Below are 16,748 nucleotides of genomic sequence, written 5' to 3'. Positions count from 1 at the left end.
CGCCGGCAAGCCGTGCTCCTACAGGTGGTTTATTGATTATTTAAATTGCACACAATTCAATTGCTCGCTATGTTTGGCTCATCTTCCCGAATCCGGAGCTTTCATCGTGAGCGACAATCTGCTGAGCATCCCGTGCACCACCATCAGGGGCGAGCAAAAGACTCTGGCCGATTTCGCCGGGAAAGCCGTTTTGGTGGTCAACACCGCCAGCAAATGCGGTTTCACCCCGCAGTACAAAGGCCTCGAAGAACTGTGGCAGACCTACAAGGATCAGGGCCTGGTAGTGCTGGGCTTTCCGTGCAACCAGTTTGGCAAACAAGAGCCGGGCAACGAAGGGGCGATCAGCGAGTTCTGCGAGCTGAACTACGGCGTCAGTTTCCCGCTGTTCAAAAAGATCGAAGTCAACGGAACGGGCGCTCACCCGCTGTTCGTGCAGCTGAAAAAACGCGCGCCCGGCTTGCTCGGTTCCCAAGGCATCAAATGGAATTTCACCAAGTTCCTGATCGGCAAGGACGGCCAGTTGGTCAAGCGTTTTGCTCCGGCGACCAAGCCGCAGGACTTGAGCAGCGAGATCGAAGCCCTGCTCAAATGAACAGTTTGTCCGTCGACTCGCTGAACCTCGACAGTCAGCTCTGCTTCAAGCTCTACGCTGCTTCCCGGGCGGTGATTCGGGCCTACAAGCCGATGCTCGATCAACTGGGCCTGACGTACCCGCAATACCTGGCGATGCTGGTGTTGTGGGAGTGGCAGGCATCAGCGCCGGAGCAGCCGACCGTCAAGGCGCTGGGCGAACGCCTGGCGCTGGATTCCGGTACGCTGACGCCGTTGCTCAAACGTCTTGAGCAACTGCAACTGGTTCAGCGTCAGCGTTCGTCACGGGATGAGCGCGAGGTGCACTTGAGCCTTTCGCCCACGGGGCTGGCGTTGCGCGATCAGGTCGGGCCACTGAAGGCGCGGTTGCTGTGCGACAGCGGCGTGGATCTGGATCGTCTGAATGAACTGCGCGACGGCCTGGATCACCTGTTGGGGCAAATCAAGGCGCTGTCGTAGCGGGTAACCACACATCCAGCAACGCGGCCAGTTCTTCCCGGCGGAAGGGTTTGGCCAGGTAGTCGCTCATGCCCGCCGCACGACAGCGTTCGCGCTCTTCGGACATGGCGTTGGCGGTCAGCGCGACGATGGGCAATTGCGGCCAGCGCCCGCTGCGGCGAATTTGCCGACTGGCTTCATAGCCATCCATCACCGGCATGTTGCAATCCATCAACACCAGATCGAATTCGCTGCTTTCGAGCTGATCCAGTGCCTCGACACCATGAGCGGCGACGATTACCTCGCAGCCGAGTTTGCCCAGCATGCCCTTGGCTACCAGTTGATTGACCGGGTTGTCCTCGACCAGCAGCACCCGTGCACGCCGTTGTGGGGTTTGGGCATCGACAGGGGCGTCGTTGATGGTGGCGATTGGCGGTTGCAGGACACGTCGTAAATTCTGATGCAGCGCATTGCGTGCCAACGGGCGTGCCTGTTGTTGCAAAGGGGCGAGGGCGTTGGCTTGTTCGCTGGGCATGAAACTGCCGTAAGCGGTCACCAGCAAAATCGGCGCGGTGATGGTGGGGCGCAGGTTGAACAGGCATTCGGGGCAATCGGTGATCAGCACATCGGGGTTCAAACCGATCAATGGATCGTCGATGGAACGTTGCTGGTAGTCCAGCCCCCAACCAGGCAGAACGCTGCCCAACAGTTCCGCCAGGCCACTGCTGGCGGCGGTGATGGCGAGGACCTTGCCTTGCAACGCAGGCGGAACCTGGGCCCGGGTGTGGCGGGGCAGCGGCAGTTCCGCGCAGAACTGGCTGCCGAAACCTGCTTCCGAGCTGATGGTCAGGCGTCCTTGCATGGCTTCGCAGAGGTTGTAGGTCAGGGCCAGGCCCAACCCGGTACCGCCAAATTGCCGGGTAATCCCGGCACCGGCCTGGGTGAAGGGCTGGAAGATCTTGACCTGAGCGTCCTGGGGAATGCCGATGCCCGTGTCGCAGACTTCGATTCTGACGCCGTCGCCGAGGCTCGACAGGCGCACATCAACCCGCCCGAAACGGGTGAACTTCAGCGCATTGGACAGCAAGTTGCTGACAATCTGCCGGACCCGGGTCGGATCACCGAGCACCAGCGCCGGAAACTGCGGGTCGATGAGGCAGGTCAGTTCGACACTCGGCGCCGCGTTCTGCGACAGCAGGTTGGCGGTGTCTTCAATCAGTGAGCCGAGGTCGAACGGGATGTGTTCGAGTTCGAGTTGACCGGCATCGAACTTCGACAGATCGAGAATATCGTTGAGCAATTCCACCAGCACCTTGCCCGAGTCATGGGCGATGGACAGTTGTTGCTGTTGTTCGGCATTCAGCGGACCGTCCAGCGACAACGCGATCATCCCCAGCAGGCCATTGAGCGGTGTCCGAATTTCGTGGCTCATGTTGGCCAGGAACACCGAGCGCGCTTCGGCCATGTCCAGGGCGGTGCTGCGGGCGACTTCCAGTTCCTGATTGGATTGGCTGAGGCGGGCGTTGATTGCCTTGAGTTCGGCGGTGCGCGCCGAGACGATGTTTTCCAGTTGGCTGAGATAATCGGTCAGGCGGTTTTCCGCATTGCGGCGCTGCTGGATTTCGGTGGCGACGTTTTCGAATTGCTGATTGGCGACTTTCACCAGCACGCCGATTTCATCATTGGCGTGTCCGGCCGGGCATTCCAGCTTAGTGGGTTCGATGCTGCGCGAGTCGCGACCGCTGAGTTCGCGGATTACCCGCACCAGCGGTTTGGTCAGCATCACATAAAACAACGCCAGCAGAAGGCCGGTCAGGATCAGGCTGCGGGCGAAGCCGTTGAGCAAGGTGACTTCGGCGCGACGCAGAAAACGGTAACCGAATGAGTAAGTGTCGACGTCCAGTCGCAGCGTGCCGAGGGATTCATTCGGCAAGTGGTCCAGATAGAGGCGGTCTTCGAACTGGCGGTCTGCACCGAACAACAAGTCGCTGAGCACGCGATAACCGCTTTGCAGGCCGGGGCGCTTGACGTTAGCCAGCACGTTGCCGTTGTTGTCGGTCAGTCGCGCACCGATGATCGCCGGTGAACGCAAGAGGCCCAAGGTCAGTTCCTGAGCGAGTTCGGCATCGATGTTGTAGGCGATACGCGAGGCAGGGTTGTGACTGATTTCCAGCAAAGACACAATTTCACGGTTGATGGAGGCGTCTTCGCTGACATAATCGATGCCTATTTGCAGCAGGCTGAGCAGCGTGCCCAGAATGAAACCCACCAGCACGGTAAGCTTGGCTTGCTTGTAGGACAGCCGGTTGGTGAACTTGATATCCATGGGGTGTTGGACCACTTCCGTTTCCCTTCGCTGCTCAAGCATAGCCGATCATGCATGGATGCCGACGCTCTCGCGAGCCCTTGTACCGGGGCTTGTCCCGGTTGTCGAACACTGTGTTTCGTCGCTGTATCGTCATCATTACTGTGAACATGCCCGAGGAGAAGACGTGGATTCCCGATTGAATGCTTTTCTTGAACGCGCCGATGCCGTTCTGGCCCGTATCGAACCGCTGCTGCCCACCCCTCGGCAATCCATCGACTGGACAAATTGCCTGGCCGCGCGCTGGCAGCGCGAGGGTCGCAGCGGTTTTCTGCTGCCGCTGGAAGTCAGCCTCGACATGCGCCTGTCCGACCTGATTGGCGTCGACCGCCAAGTGGAACAACTGGGGCGCAATACCCAGCAGTTCCTAGATGGCATGCCGGCCAACCATGCTTTGCTCTGGGGCTCACGCGGCACCGGTAAATCGTCGCTGGTCCGCGCCTTGCTGGCCGAGCACGCCAAGGCCGGTTTGCGCCTGATCGAGATCGAGCGCGATCACCTGGCGGACTTGCCACGGGTGGTCGAACAAATCGCCAAACTGCCGCAGCGTTTCGTGCTGTTCTGCGATGACCTGTCGTTCGAGTCGGGCGAAGGTGATTATCGCGTACTCAAAAGTGTACTCGACGGCTCCCTCGAACAGGCACCGGACAATTTGCTGCTGTACGCCACCTCCAACCGCCGCCACCTGGTGCCGGAGAAGGAAAGCGATAACGAAAACTGGAAACGGGTCGACGGCGAATTGCACCCCAGCGAGGCGGTGGAAGACAAAATCGCCCTGTCGGACCGCTTCGGTCTGTGGCTGTCATTCTATCCGTTTACCCAGGAACACTTTCTCAACGTCGTCGAACACTGGATCGGCCAACTGGCCGACAAGGCCGGCCTCAAGTGGCAACGCAGCGAAGAGCTGGACATCCTCGCGGTGCGCTGGGCCACGGGGCGCGGCAATCGCAATGGACGTTGCGCGTATCAATTTGCCCGCTATTGGGTCGGGCTGAAACTGTTGGAGCACAAGGCATGATCGATTTACAAAAGAGCGGCCAGGGCCTAGACGGCTACGGCATGCTGCACGCACAGTTGGAATCGCTGCTGGCGGACGAGCGGGATTTCATTGCCAACGCTGCGCAGTTTTCGGCGTTCCTGTTCAACCAGCTTGATGACCTGAACTGGGCCGGTTTCTACCTCAATCGCAACGAAGAACTGGTGCTGGGCCCGTTCCAAGGGCAGATCGCCTGTGTACGGATTCCGTTCGGTCGCGGCGTTTGCGGTACGGCGGCGGCAACCTTGCAGACTCAACTGGTCGAAGACGTACACGCGTTCCCCGGGCACATCGCCTGCGACAGCGCGTCGAACAGCGAACTGGTCGTGCCGCTGGTCAAGGACGGTCGCCTGATCGGTGTGCTGGACCTCGACAGCCCGAAACTGGCGCGTTTCACCGCCGAGGATCAGGCCGGTATCGAGCAACTGGCGGCGATTTTCCTGCGCCTGACCGATTGCTGATCAAACCCTGAGGCCTGCCTTGATCAGCAGGCCTGACGGGTCCACCGCGTCGATTTGTTGTGGGTCGAGAAAACGCTTGGCGTATTGCATATAGATGTGGGCGTTGATGAACAGCTCGAACAGCTGCGGATCAATATGCGCATCGCGGCACATGTACGCCATGATGCCCAGCGCCTCGCTCAATGATTTGGCTTTCTTGTAGGGTCGGTCGGCAGCGGTCAGCGCTTCGAAAATATCGGCAATCGCCATCATCCGCGCCGGCAGGCTCATGTCCTCGCGCTTCAAGCGTTTGGGGTAGCCGGTGCCGTCCATTTTTTCGTGGTGGCCGCCAGCAATCTCCGCCACGTTGCGCAGATGCTCGGGGAAGGGCAGGTGGCTGAGCATCAGGATCGTCTGCACGATGTGGTGATTGATGATGTAGCGCTCTTCGCCTGTCAGGGTGCCCCGGGCAATGCTCAGGTTATAGAGTTCGCCGCGGTTGTACTTGTAGCGCGGTACATCGAGTTTGAAGCCCCAGGGATTGTCCGGCGCAATCAGCTCGGCTTCGGCGCGTTCCAGCAGATGCTCGGGCTTGTCCGCCAGCAGTGATTCGATGACCGGTAGTGTCGGCGCCGGGTTGCGGGCCTGACGCTGATTTTCCTCCCACGAAACCCCCAGTCGGTCATCCAAGGTTCGTGTCCAGGTGCGTTGGCCGATGCTGCGCAGGCGTTGCAGGTCGCTCTCGGCCATGGCTTCGCCGCCGAGGTTGCAGCGGGCGATGAAGGCGAAATCATCGTCCAGCTCTGCCAAAGACGCGTCGCGTATTTGCGCCAGAGGTTGCTCGTCACCCCCCTTGGCAATGGCTTGCCAGTAACTGATCCACGCATCGCACTTGAGCACTTCGAAGCGGGTGCGGATTTCGTGGATACGGTCGTTCAGGGTTTCCATTTTCGTGGCTTTATCCACCACGTATTCCGGGGTGGTGATCTTGCCGCAGTCGTGCAGCCAGGCGGCGATGTGCAGGGCTTCCCATTCATCGTCGGTAGGTTGATAGCTGCGGAAGGCCGGGTCTTCACTGGCCGCGGCGGCCTGAGCGAGCATCAAGGTCAGGACCGGCACACGCTGACAATGCCCGCCGGTATAAGGGCTCTTGGCATCAATCGCACCGGCCAGCAGCTTGATGAACGCGTCCAGCAATTGTTTTTGCCGGGCTTGCAACCTCTGGCTTTCGATACTCACCGCGGCGGCACCGGACACGGCTTGTAGAAACGCGATGCGGTCCGGGCGAAGTTTTTCCAGGTCGCTTTGATTGCCGCTGTCGGCCAGCAGAAACACCAGCAGGCCCACGGTTTCGTTATGACGATTGTGCAAGCGGATGCCGATCAGATGGACCCGGGGACATTCCAGTGCGAGCAGCACTTTCTGCAAATCCCCCGCCTGCTCGAAACCGAGGTTGCTGACGACATTGTCGGCATTCGACAACTGCTGCAACCAGGCAGGGCTCTGCGGGTCCTGAAGCTCGTGGGCGCCGATGTCGAATGACGCCAGGGGCTGCGCGGTATCGTTGATAACCAGCCCGTGGGGTTCCATGCGATTGCCGTCACCTTCGCGCAGATAGATCAGGCCGGCCTGGGCCTGGCCGATTTTCACGGTTTCAAACAATACCCGTTCCAGCAAAGGCTCGAAACGGGTCTCGGCACTCAGGCTGTCGGTGATCTGGAAGAAACTCGTCAGGGTGTCTTTCATGCGCGCCATCGACACGCTCAGTTGATCGACTTCGAGTACCGGAGAGCGACTGGACATTGGAAAGTTGAAATCGAAACTGCGAATCGCATCCGCTTCCTGCACCAGGGCGCGCAGGGGTTTGACCAGAATGCGCGATGTCATCCAACCCAATGGCACACACAACAGCAACGTTGCCAGGGTAATCAGCGCTCCTTGCCAACGCATGCGGTAAGCATCGGCGAGCAATTCATCTTCCGGCACCAGCAGCGCCAGTTGCAGTCCCTGGGGGCCACCTTCCTGCATGCTGCTGCGGGCCACGATCCATTGGCGACCGTAAGCATTCAGCCGGTTGCCTTCGGGAGGGCTTTTGAGTAACGCGCCAAGGCTGGGGCTCAGGTCAGCGGCCTTGATCAGGCGGGCGGTCTGATCGTCGATGATCAGTCGGCTGGCGTCGGGATAGGCGATTGCATTGCCCTGGGCATCGAACAGCACGATCTCCGTGGAGGGGGTCACCACATGTTTGGCCAGGGTGGCGCTAAGTTCGGCCAGGGTCAGGTCAGCGCCCATCACCACCTGCTCGCCGCTGCGCCGGGCCAGGGTGGTGCCGACGTTGTGGGTCGAGAAAAAGACGTAGGGTTCGGTGGTGATCTGATCGTTGTCGCGGCTGGCGCTGGTAAACCAGGCGCGGCTGCGCGGATCGTATGGGTCCTCGGGATTGTCCTGGCGACTGATCAAGGCGAGATTCTGATCGAAAAACAAGGATTGGGAATGCGCCTGGCCGCTAGCGCTTCGCTCGATGCTCCACACTTGATAAACCGCTGAGTCCGGGGCCTTGAGCAGTGTTTTCAGATGTGCGGTGCGCAAAGGGCGAACCATGAAGAAATCACCGTTGCCATAACCCAGGTACAGCGACGCCAGATCAGGGTTATCGATCAACGACTGGCTGAAGGGCCTGAGCAGCGCCAGGCGTTGCTCCAGGTCCGGCGCCTGGATCGCAGGGTTGACGACCAGCAGGCTCAGCAGGTGACGAATCGGTTCGTAGGTGGCCTGCAGGTCGAGGCGGACATCCTGCTCGATGCGATTGAACAGTTTCTCGCTGCTGGACAGGATGATTTGTGTGGTTTGCCGATAACTGAAAATGCCCAGTACTACCCCGGTCAGCAACAGCAGGAAGGTAAACATCACGCTGATATGAACGTGCAGGGGAAATCGCCGTTGATCCGGACGCAGTGGGCTGGGCATGCAGGTCGCTCCGTGATGGTTAACACACTGCTCAGCGTCCAAGCATAGTTAAGCCTCCGTCATTCTGCTTTCGTCGTTTTCGCCGATTTGTTGCAGCAATGCCTGGTCCAGTTCCATCAGGGCGCGCTCCACTGCCGCACAGCATTCGGCCACTTTTTTCGCCTGGAATGGGGGGCGGCAGGAAGTTTCGAGCGCCTCGCAGCTGTCGATTAATCGAGAGGCCTGGGCGATCCGGGCGGCGCCCTTGATTTTGTGGGCGATGTCGAGAAATGACTGCGGATCCGTGGAGCCGTAAAGCATCTGCAACCCTTGGCGGTCCAGACGGTTACTGTTCAGCAGTTCGGTCAACAGGCGCTGGTTCAATGCCGGGTTGCCACCGGTCAATTGCTGTAACCCTTCCAGGTTGAAGGCTGGAGTGCGGGATGTCGGTGCGATGCCTTCAACCCATTGGCTCAGGGCGGCCAGGGTCAGGGGTTTGAACAGGCAGTCATCCATCCCGGCGTGTTTGCAACGTTGAATTTCTTCCGCTTGGGCGTTGGCGGTGAAACCCAGCACAGTGCATGGCGGTTGTTGCGTTGACTGTTCGTGTCGGCGAATGGTTCGGACCAGTTCGTAGCCATTCATGACCGGCATGTTGCAATCGGCGATCACCAGATCGAATGCTCCGGCTTTCCACGCCTCGAACCCTTCTTGGCCGTCTGCCGCGACACTGAATCGATGTCCCAGAAACTCCAGTTGCTGACACATGAGCAAGCGATTGGCTGCATGATCATCGACCACCAGCACATTCAACGGGATGCTTGCGGTCTGGATCTGCGTTTCAATCGTCTCCACCATGGGTTCACGGGGCAGGGCAGGTAGCGGCAGTGACATTCGCACTTGCGTCCCCTTGCCGGGCTGACTGTTCAATTGCAGGCTGCCGCCCATCATTTCGCACAGGCTGCGGCTGATCACCAGGCCAAGCCCGGCACCGCCTCTGGCTGACCGCACGGCGTTATCGGCCTGGGCAAAAGGCTCGAACAGGCGCTGCTGATCCTGTTCGCTGATCCCTATACCGCTGTCCTCAACCTGCAGTTGCAACAGCACTTGATCGGGCTCGGCGGTCGGGCGCAGGTCGACGGTAATCCGGACCTGGCCCTGCTCGGTAAACTTGATGGCGTTGCTGACAAGATTCGACAGCACCTGCTTGAAGCGCAGCGGGTCCAGCAGTACATCGATTGGCGGATTGGCCGGGTTGAAATCCAGATGCAGTTCAAGCTCTTTCTGCCGGGCCAGACCATCGAAGATCCGTACTACGGCCCCCACGATCTCTCGCGGATTGACACGCTCCGGGCTCAGGCTGAGGTGCCCGGATTCGATGCGCGCAATGTCGAGAATGTCGCCGATCAGTTCCAGCAAATCCTTCGCCGAGTGATAGGCCACATCGATGGCCGAACGGTCAGGGTGGTGGTGTTCAATTCGTTTCAGCGTCAGTTCGAGCATGCCGATGACCGCATTCATCGGCGTGCGGATTTCATGGCTCATGGTCGCCAGAAACGTACTTTTGGCCCGGTTGGCTTCATCTGCGCGCTCTTTGGCACTGCGCAGGTCGTCGAACAGTTGCCGCCGTTCGCTGATGTCGATCCAGCCACCGATAATGCCTTGCACCTCACCGCTTGAATCCCGATAGGGAAGAATCCAGTGATAGATCGTCAGCCGGCGACCGCCAATGTGCAATGCGCGGTCGAGAATCAGCGGTCTGCCCTCGGCCACGACACGCTGGTAGTCGGCCTGATATTCGCGGGCTTCGAACGCATTGCTCATGGCGCCCTGGATGACGCTCTTGCCTATCACATCTTCTCGTCTGGCGCAGAAGGCTTGCAGATAACTCTCATTGCAGCTTTGCAACAGCCCTTGGCGATCCCGAACATAAAGCGGATGAGGCGTGCCGTTGACCAGCGAACGCATGAATTCGAATTGATCGTTCAGTGCGCGCTCGGCTGCCTTGCGCTGATTGATCTGGCGCTGCATGTAGGCATTCCAGGCCACGGAAATCAGTAACAGCACGCCGGCAGCAATGACAATCTGATAAAACAATCGGTGATAGTTGCGCCAGGTGTTTTGTGAGGACGCCGAGTAACCACGCCAGCGGCTGTTGATGATGCCAAGCTCCTCCGGCGCGATACTCAATAGCGCCTTGTTGAGGATGTCATTGAGTTCCTTGGCCTCACGGCCTGTCGCCAGTGAGAACGCGGCTTGTTCTGTACCGATGGTGGTGCTGATTTGCAGGGTGTGGTCAAAGAGTCGCGAGGAAATGAAGTAGTTGGCGATCACCAGTGAATTTACCGCACCTTCTGCCTGACCCTCTGCGAGCATCTCGACGGCACTGAAGGTGTCCGGGGTTTCAATGAGCTTTATGTGCGGGAACTCGCTGCGCAAATAGTCCATCAGCGGATTGCCATGGGCGATTGCCAGGCGCTTGCCCTGAAGCTGGGTGAGGTTGGTGGGGCTGTCTGCGGCCTTGCGCGTCAGCAGGACATAGGAGTTCTGCAGGTACGGCCGGCTGAAATTGAGCAGGGTGTCCCGTTGCTCGCTCGGGAGCAATGCTGCGATGACATCAGCCTGGTTGTCTTTGATGCGCTGGATCATTTCATTGTCGTTGCGGCTGCGCTGGATGTCGAAGCGCAACCCTGTGCGCAACCTGATCAGCTCAAGCAAGTCCGCGGCAATCCCACGGAAGTTACCTGCGCTGTCGAAAAACGTCAGCGGCGCGAACGCCTCGTTGACGACCACGCGAACTACCGGATGTTGCGCCAGCCAGCGCTCCTCGCTGTAACTGAGCTCCAGTTTGTGATCGGTGAGCAGAATGTCGCTGCCGGCACTCCAGCGTTTGGCGATGTTTTCTCGAACGCTGGTGGGGATGGCCAAGAGCATCGCATTGATGATCCCGAGCAGCTCAGGGTTGTTTTTATGCACTGCAAAACTGAAGCCGTAGGCTTCGTGTTTGCCGAAGTTGGCCATGCGGATATTGTTCAGGTACCCCTTGTTGATCATGTAGTGAGTGGAAATGGTGTCGCCGAGAAACACGTCGGCCTGGTCGAAGGCAACGGCATTGATCGCATTCTGGTAGGACGGATAAGAGGTAATGATCGCCTTTGGATACAGTGCCTTGACCTCATCCAGCGGCAAGTAGTGATACACCATGCTCAGGCGCATGCCGGCGAGGCCATCGGTCAGGGAGCGGGTTTCACCTTCACGCGTTACCAGTACCGGTTGATCCACGGCGTAGGGCTTGGACAGTACGATGTTGGCGCTACGTGCCTCGAACCCGTTAGCGGTACCGAGCAAATCCACTTCGCCATTTTCGAGCGCTTCAATGGCCGCGCCCCGGGACGCAAAGCGCTGGATCGTGATGGGCAGGCCGGTCGCCTTGCCGAGGATACCGGCGTAGTCGGCGGTGAATCCTTCATAATCGTGGCCGCTGAGGGTCAGGTCGAAGGGCGGATAATCCGGCGCTGAAGTGCCGAGGATCAATTCATGTTTGCTTTTCAGCCATTGTGTTTGTGATGGGTCCAGCTGGACTTCCAGATGCCCGACTGTCGAGCGACTCAGCAGGGCATAGTTTCCACTACTTTGTCCCGCGAACAATGTGGTACTCAGGCATAGGCCCGCGGTCATCAGTATCAGGCATTTCTTCAAACGGCTGGGCATCCTGACTCTCACACTAGCGCATTACGTTTTGCCATCTCTATGAGTTCAACCAGTGATTTGGCCTTGAGTTTTTGCATGAGGCGTTTTTTGTAAGTGCTGACGGTTTTGTTGCTCAAGAACATGCCCTTGGCAATTTCCTTGTTAGTTCGACCTTGTGCAAAAAGTTGCAATACCATCAGTTCCCGGTCGTTGACTGATTTGAACAGTTCCAGTTCGGCGCAACGCGCTTCATCACCGCGAACCGGATTCAATGCCTCGCTTGGAAAATAGTTGTAACCTGACAATACCGCTTTAATCGCACTGACCAGTTCGCTGAGATCCTCCTGTTTGCACACATATCCCGAAGCACCGGACTGCATACAGCGAATACCGAAAAGTGTCGGGCACTGTGCAGTCAATACCAATGTTTTCAGTGGAGTACTCATTGCGTTGAAGCGGGCCAGCACTTCCAAGCCATCCAGCTTGGGAATGCTGATGTCGAGAATGACCAGGTCGGGCATGCATTCGCGGACCATTTGCATGGCGTCGACCCCGTTGTCGGTTTCACCGACGACTTTATAACCCTCATGTTCAAGCAGCATTCGAACGGCAAGTCGGATGACAGGGTGATCGTCGACAATAAAAACGGAGTTCATAATCAAATCCCATGCGAGCTGAAATAAAGCGCGCACCTTAGCTCAGATAGTTGATGTCACGTATGAACTGATGTACCTGTAGCAGCAATATAGGAATAGTCCTACAAGCGAAAAAGAATGGGCTTACGTGTTAACTAGATTTTTGCGAAGCTGAATGAAGGTTGCTGATCCTCGGTTTTGATCTTGAATGTGCCGTTTTTGATCATTACATTGGCTTTTCCCGGTTTTTCTTACTATGAAATCAAAGTTAATAGTTTTCTGAATTCGGATTGTTGTAATGGCTTGATCAAATAACCCAGTAATGGCAAGTCATGCGCATTCGCCAGATTTTTAAGGCTGTCCAGTTCGGCGGGCGTCAGGCTACTTAGCAGTATTGCCTGTTTGATCATCCCTCGATGAGTGGCGAACTTGACCAGATCAAGCCCGCAAAGGTCGGGTAAACATTGGTCGCACAAAAGAATATCGAACGGCTGCGCAGCCATGAACATCTTTTGCAATGCGCCTTCGGCACTGTCAGTGGTGGTCAATTGTGTAAAGCCGTAACTTTCGAGCAGGTATTGAGTGGCCCTGAGCTGAAATGGATGGTCTTCCACCAGCAAAATACGCAAGTTGTCTTTGAACATAAGGTGCTCACGCTTCTTCTGTCGAACAGAGGGAAGGCATGATTGTTTCGCGAGAATAACGGGAATTCGATCAGTTCCCTCGACAAGTGTTGTAGGGGAATTCAGCGAGTGTTGAACGCGCTTGCAGTCTTGGTGGTTGATCGGCCATCGCAGAGGCTGTAATGGCCGATAACCAGATTTCGTCAATGACTGGAGCGACCGGTCATTTCCAGCGCCATGTCGCTGGCGTAGCTGTCGGTCATGCCGGCGATGAAGTCGATCATTCGTAGAAAAGAAGTGTGTAACGAGCCGTTAGGATCGGGTGCATTGTTACCCAACAGGTCGAGGACCCTTCGACTCTTGAATGATGGCGTTCGACCGTTGTGTTGCTCCAGCGCTGCGCCACAGAAGGCATTAAGCAGGATTTCCAGCGTGGTATAGGCACCGATTTCGTGCAGGGTCTTGCGCTTGTCCTGAAAGATTTTTTTGCGTGCCATGTCTTTGGCATTCAGGACGCAACGTTTGGCGGGGCCGTGCATGTGCTCCACCAGGTCGCCGGGCAGCGTACCGGCCAGCAACGTATCCTGCTGCTCGACAAAGGCGCGGGCCGCGGCATTGGTCAGGTGTTCGATAGCCTTGCCGCGCAGGATGGCCAGTTTGCGTCGGCGCGAATCCCCGGGGCCGAGCTGACGGTAGGTTTCCGGCAGATCGTCGCCCACCAGATCCAGCAACAACGACTCGACCTCGGCGTATTCCAGCAACGACATTTCCAGGCCGTCCTCGAGGTCGATCAGGGCGTAACAAATGTCATCGGCGGCCTCCATCAGGTACACCAGTGGATGACGTGCCCAGCGCTGTTCTTCGAGTTGCGGCAAGCCGAGTTTCTGAGCGATCTGCTCCAGCAGTGGCAGCTCGCTCTGGTAGCAGCCGAACTTGTGTTTCTTGTAGCCCAGCGAGTCGGCATGCTGGGCCGTCCACGGGTATTTCAGATAGGTGCCGAGCGTGGCGTAGGTCAGTCGTGTGCCACCGTCGAACTGGTGGTATTCCAGCTGAGTCAGAACCCGAAAGCCCTGGGCATTGCCTTCGAAATTGAGGAAGTCATTGCGCTCGGCTTCAGTCATTGCGTCCAGCCAGCCACGACCGGCCGCTTGCTGGAACCAGTGACGAATCGCGTCCTCGCCGGAATGGCCGAACGGTGGGTTGCCGATGTCGTGGGCCAGGCAGGCCGATTGCACCACCATCCCCAAATCACTGGGTTCGCACCAGTCAGGCAGTGCACTGCGGATGGTTTCGCCAACGCGCATCCCCAGCGAACGGCCGACGCAACTGACTTCCAGCGAGTGGGTCAGGCGTGTGTGGATATGGTCGTTGCTGGAGACCGGATGAACCTGGGTCTTGCGCCCGAGACGGCGAAACGCCCCCGAGAAGATGATCCGGTCATGGTCTTTGTGAAAAGGACTGCGGCCGAGTTCTTGCGGGCTGTGCAGGGGCTTTCCGAGGCGTTCGCGGGTAAGCAGGGTTTGCCAATCCAAGGCTGGTCTCTCCGTCAGGTGACTGATTGCCCCAGCTTCCCGGTTCGCATCACGACCTGCAAGTGCAACTACAGCCCGACAGCATCAATATCGATGAGCAGCAGGCGCTCGCCATTGTCGAAAAATTGCCCGGCGGTGAGGCAATACTGGTTGCTGGTGGCGTCGCGATAGGTGTTGGACAGGGTCAGTCGCCGCTCATCCCAGCCTTCGGCCAGCAGCTGATAAAAGTACGGACGCCAGGACCAGTTATGACCCAGGTAGCGATTGTCGGCGACCCAGCCATTGTTGCGCCATTCCAGGTTCGGCGTCAGTTGGGTGCCGTGACGGTCGCATTGATAGAAGCGCAGCAGCCAGGGAAAGGCGTCCAGTTGCGGTAAGGCGCTGAGCGGCGCGCGCGCCTGAGCCCATGCTTGCAGGATCGCCATTAGTTCGCTGAGTTGCTGGCGCATGATCATCAAACGACCGCGTTCGGCGAGTTTCTGCTGAACGTAGCGCTGACGCAGTTGTGCAAAACGCTCGACAAAGGCGTCGGTGGTAAAGAAGTCTTCTTGTGCTCCGGCGAACAGAAAACCCTGCACGTAACGTGAGCCGCATTCCAGCGCAAAATTGAGCTGAGCGTCGGTTTCCACGCCTTCGGCGATGATCCAGCAACCGGTTTTCTCGGCCATTTGCGCCAGGGCCTTGACCACGTCGCTGCTCGGCCCGCCCAGTGCCGCCGCCTGGAACAGACGCATGTCGAGTTTGAGAATGTCCGGTTGCAACGCCAGCACGCGATCGAGCTGGGAATAACCGGCACCGAAGTCATCGATGGCGATGCGGGCGCCGGCTGACCGGTAACGTGCCACCACTTGGGCCAAGCGGTGGATATCGCCTCCCAGTTCGGTGATCTCGAAAACGATTCGCTGCGGGTCGACATCGTATTTGCTCAGTTGCTTGAGACTTGGCAGCGGCTGGTCGGGGCGCAAGCGGCTAATCCAGCGCGGGGAAATGTTCAGGCTTAGAAACCATTCAGAGGGTGCTTCATGCAACCGGCTCAAGGCGTTATCGCGCAACTGGCGATCAAGGCGACGCAAGGCGATGGCGTTGGTTCTGGGGTCAGCGAACAGTGGTCCCACGGAAGCCAACTGACCATCGGCCTGACGCAGACGCCCCAGCGCTTCGACACCCGCGATCCGGCCGGTAGCGGTATCGATGAACGGCTGAAAGCAGGCGAGCGGTTGCCCGTCTATCACAAGGCCTCCTTGGTTGATCTTGTTTTTGGAAAGAGCCTGGTCGCCGGGTAGGCACGCAGGGTCGAACCCCTCGATAGAGAGGTTCATCCCGTGGTCTTTGCAAGAATGCAGCCAGAAAGTGACAGCTTAGTGCTTGCGCGAAGAGCCTTGCAGCACCAGCTTGATCAGAGGCCCCAACGTGGTGCCCAGTCGGACCAGTCGGGTGAGGCTGGTAATTCCACCGCCGCTTTTCGCACCTTTGCCAGTCAAAAAACCGAGCAAAGTGACAGCAGCAACGCCCCACAGCGGGGCGTGCTTGATGCCGAATCCGTCCTGCAGATTTTGCGTCATCCCGCGAACACGCCGCAGCGGTTGCAGCAGTTGCGTGGATTCGTGGCGGATTTCCTGGCGATGCATTTCCATGCGCAAGCGGATCAGCGCTTTGCGCATTTCCGTGCGCGAACTGTTTCGAGGCAATTCAGGCAGGTTCATGGCAGCAAGCGCTCCCGGTCGTTGGCCAGTTCTTCCAGGGTGCCGTGGAAGGGCGAGGATTCATCGAAAATCGCCGCTCTCAAGCGCACGCCGCAGAAGATTGCCGCGAGGGTATAGAACACGCAAAGGCCGATGATGGCCGCGAGGCGATAGGTGTCCCAGAACACGATCATCACCAGCGTCGACAAGCCCACCAGCAACAGCAAGGCAAACACCAGTGCCAGCCCTGCAAACAGCAGCAGGCTTACGGTACGGGCCTTTTGCTCCTGCAGTTCAATGCCGAACAGTTCGACATGGCTGTGCAGTAGTCCAAGAAATGCGGCACCCAGGCGTCGCGGTGAGGAGCTTTGGCCCATCTCGTCAGGGCCTGATTCACCGAGAGCCATATCAGCGCCGAGTCGCCAGCAGGCCAATCAGAAAGCCCACGCCGGCCGCGATCCCGACCGCTTGCCATGGGTTGGCCTGAACATAGTCTTCGGTGGCCGTGACGGCGGCCTTGCCGCGTTCGCGCAGGGAGTCTTCGGTCAGCTTCAAGGTTTCCCGTGCACGCAACAGACTGTCGTGGATCTGGTCGCGCAAGTCATCGGCTTGATCACCGGCAAGAGACGCGGTGTGCTCCAGCAACCGTTCGGTGTCGCTGACCAGGGTCTGAAAGTCGGTCATCAGGATTTCTTGAGCAGTCTTTGCCTTGGTGCTGGCCATTGGTGATCTCCATAAGTGGCGTCTGAAACGTTCGAGTATGAGCCTTG

At 58.2% G+C, this 16,748-nt stretch carries 14 protein-coding genes; 4 read left to right on the top strand and 10 right to left on the bottom strand.

Features of this window, described 5'->3' with window-relative positions:
* The first annotated feature begins 106 nt into the window (after positions 1–106).
* Together ACW9JC_RS12450 and ACW9JC_RS12445 are read left to right on the top strand one after the other, a co-directional pair.
* The gene (locus ACW9JC_RS12450; RefSeq protein WP_457455182.1) at positions 107–592 is read left to right on the top strand and encodes a glutathione peroxidase; all 486 of its coding nucleotides are present in this window, start codon (positions 107–109) and stop codon (positions 590–592) included.
* Positions 589–1,050 (top strand): MarR family winged helix-turn-helix transcriptional regulator, encoded by a 462-nt coding sequence (locus tag ACW9JC_RS12445; RefSeq protein ID WP_457455181.1) that lies wholly within the window; start codon positions 589–591, stop codon positions 1,048–1,050. Before ACW9JC_RS12450 ends, ACW9JC_RS12445 begins: the two co-directional genes overlap by 4 nt.
* Here the strand turns inward: ACW9JC_RS12445 and ACW9JC_RS12440 are convergent.
* Positions 1,034–3,355: a response regulator gene (locus ACW9JC_RS12440; RefSeq protein WP_457455180.1), complete on the bottom strand. Its 2,322-nt coding sequence runs from the start codon at positions 3,353–3,355 to the stop codon at positions 1,034–1,036. The genes ACW9JC_RS12445 and ACW9JC_RS12440 overlap by 17 nt on opposite strands.
* Positions 3,356–3,521: 166 nt before the next feature.
* Between ACW9JC_RS12440 and ACW9JC_RS12435 the strand changes: the two genes are divergently transcribed.
* Together ACW9JC_RS12435 and ACW9JC_RS12430 are read left to right on the top strand one after the other, a co-directional pair.
* Positions 3,522–4,412 carry an ATP-binding protein gene (locus tag ACW9JC_RS12435; RefSeq protein ID WP_457455179.1) on the top strand — a complete coding sequence of 297 codons (891 nt, stop codon included), beginning with the start codon at positions 3,522–3,524 and terminating at the stop codon, positions 4,410–4,412.
* Positions 4,409–4,891 (top strand): GAF domain-containing protein, encoded by a 483-nt coding sequence (locus tag ACW9JC_RS12430; RefSeq protein ID WP_338582233.1) that lies wholly within the window; start codon positions 4,409–4,411, stop codon positions 4,889–4,891. Before ACW9JC_RS12435 ends, ACW9JC_RS12430 begins: the two co-directional genes overlap by 4 nt.
* Here the strand turns inward: ACW9JC_RS12430 and ACW9JC_RS12425 are convergent, their stop codons facing one another.
* The 9 genes from ACW9JC_RS12425 to ACW9JC_RS12385 form a co-directional block, all read right to left on the bottom strand.
* Positions 4,892–7,837, bottom strand: coding sequence for an HD domain-containing phosphohydrolase (locus tag ACW9JC_RS12425; protein WP_457455178.1), 2,946 nt, complete (start codon positions 7,835–7,837; stop codon positions 4,892–4,894).
* Between the two features lie 48 nt (positions 7,838–7,885).
* The gene (locus ACW9JC_RS12420; RefSeq protein ID WP_457455177.1) at positions 7,886–11,527 is read right to left on the bottom strand and encodes a transporter substrate-binding domain-containing protein; all 3,642 of its coding nucleotides are present in this window, start codon (positions 11,525–11,527) and stop codon (positions 7,886–7,888) included.
* An 8-nt stretch (positions 11,528–11,535) separates the two neighbouring features.
* Complete coding sequence (locus tag ACW9JC_RS12415; protein ID WP_175389648.1) at positions 11,536–12,162, bottom strand: response regulator transcription factor; 627 nt, start codon at positions 12,160–12,162, stop codon at positions 11,536–11,538.
* Between the two features lie 233 nt (positions 12,163–12,395).
* Complete coding sequence (locus ACW9JC_RS12410) at positions 12,396–12,785, bottom strand: response regulator (RefSeq protein WP_338582227.1); 390 nt, start codon at positions 12,783–12,785, stop codon at positions 12,396–12,398.
* Between the two features lie 182 nt (positions 12,786–12,967).
* Entirely contained in the window at positions 12,968–14,296 is a 1,329-nt protein-coding gene (locus ACW9JC_RS12405) for a deoxyguanosinetriphosphate triphosphohydrolase (RefSeq protein ID WP_338582225.1), read from the bottom strand.
* Between the two features lie 68 nt (positions 14,297–14,364).
* Complete coding sequence (locus ACW9JC_RS12400; RefSeq protein ID WP_457455176.1) at positions 14,365–15,528, bottom strand: EAL domain-containing protein; 1,164 nt, start codon at positions 15,526–15,528, stop codon at positions 14,365–14,367.
* A 126-nt stretch (positions 15,529–15,654) separates the two neighbouring features.
* On the bottom strand, positions 15,655–15,999 hold the full coding sequence (locus ACW9JC_RS12395; protein ID WP_338582221.1) for a hypothetical protein: 345 nt from the start codon (positions 15,997–15,999) through the stop codon (positions 15,655–15,657).
* Positions 15,996–16,385, bottom strand: a complete 390-nt coding sequence (locus ACW9JC_RS12390; RefSeq protein WP_457455175.1) for a phage holin family protein — start codon at positions 16,383–16,385, stop codon at positions 15,996–15,998. The genes ACW9JC_RS12395 and ACW9JC_RS12390 overlap by 4 nt, the downstream gene beginning before the upstream one ends.
* A gap of 1 nt (position 16,386) precedes the next feature.
* Positions 16,387–16,701, bottom strand: coding sequence for a DUF883 family protein (locus ACW9JC_RS12385; RefSeq protein WP_338582217.1), 315 nt, complete (start codon positions 16,699–16,701; stop codon positions 16,387–16,389).
* Positions 16,702–16,748: the final 47 nt, after the last annotated feature.

The sequence above is a fragment of the Pseudomonas sp. SDO5591_S426 genome (assembly GCF_054070755.1).
Note: the sequence above shows the minus strand (reverse complement) of the source record. Positions and strands in the feature narration are given on the sequence as shown.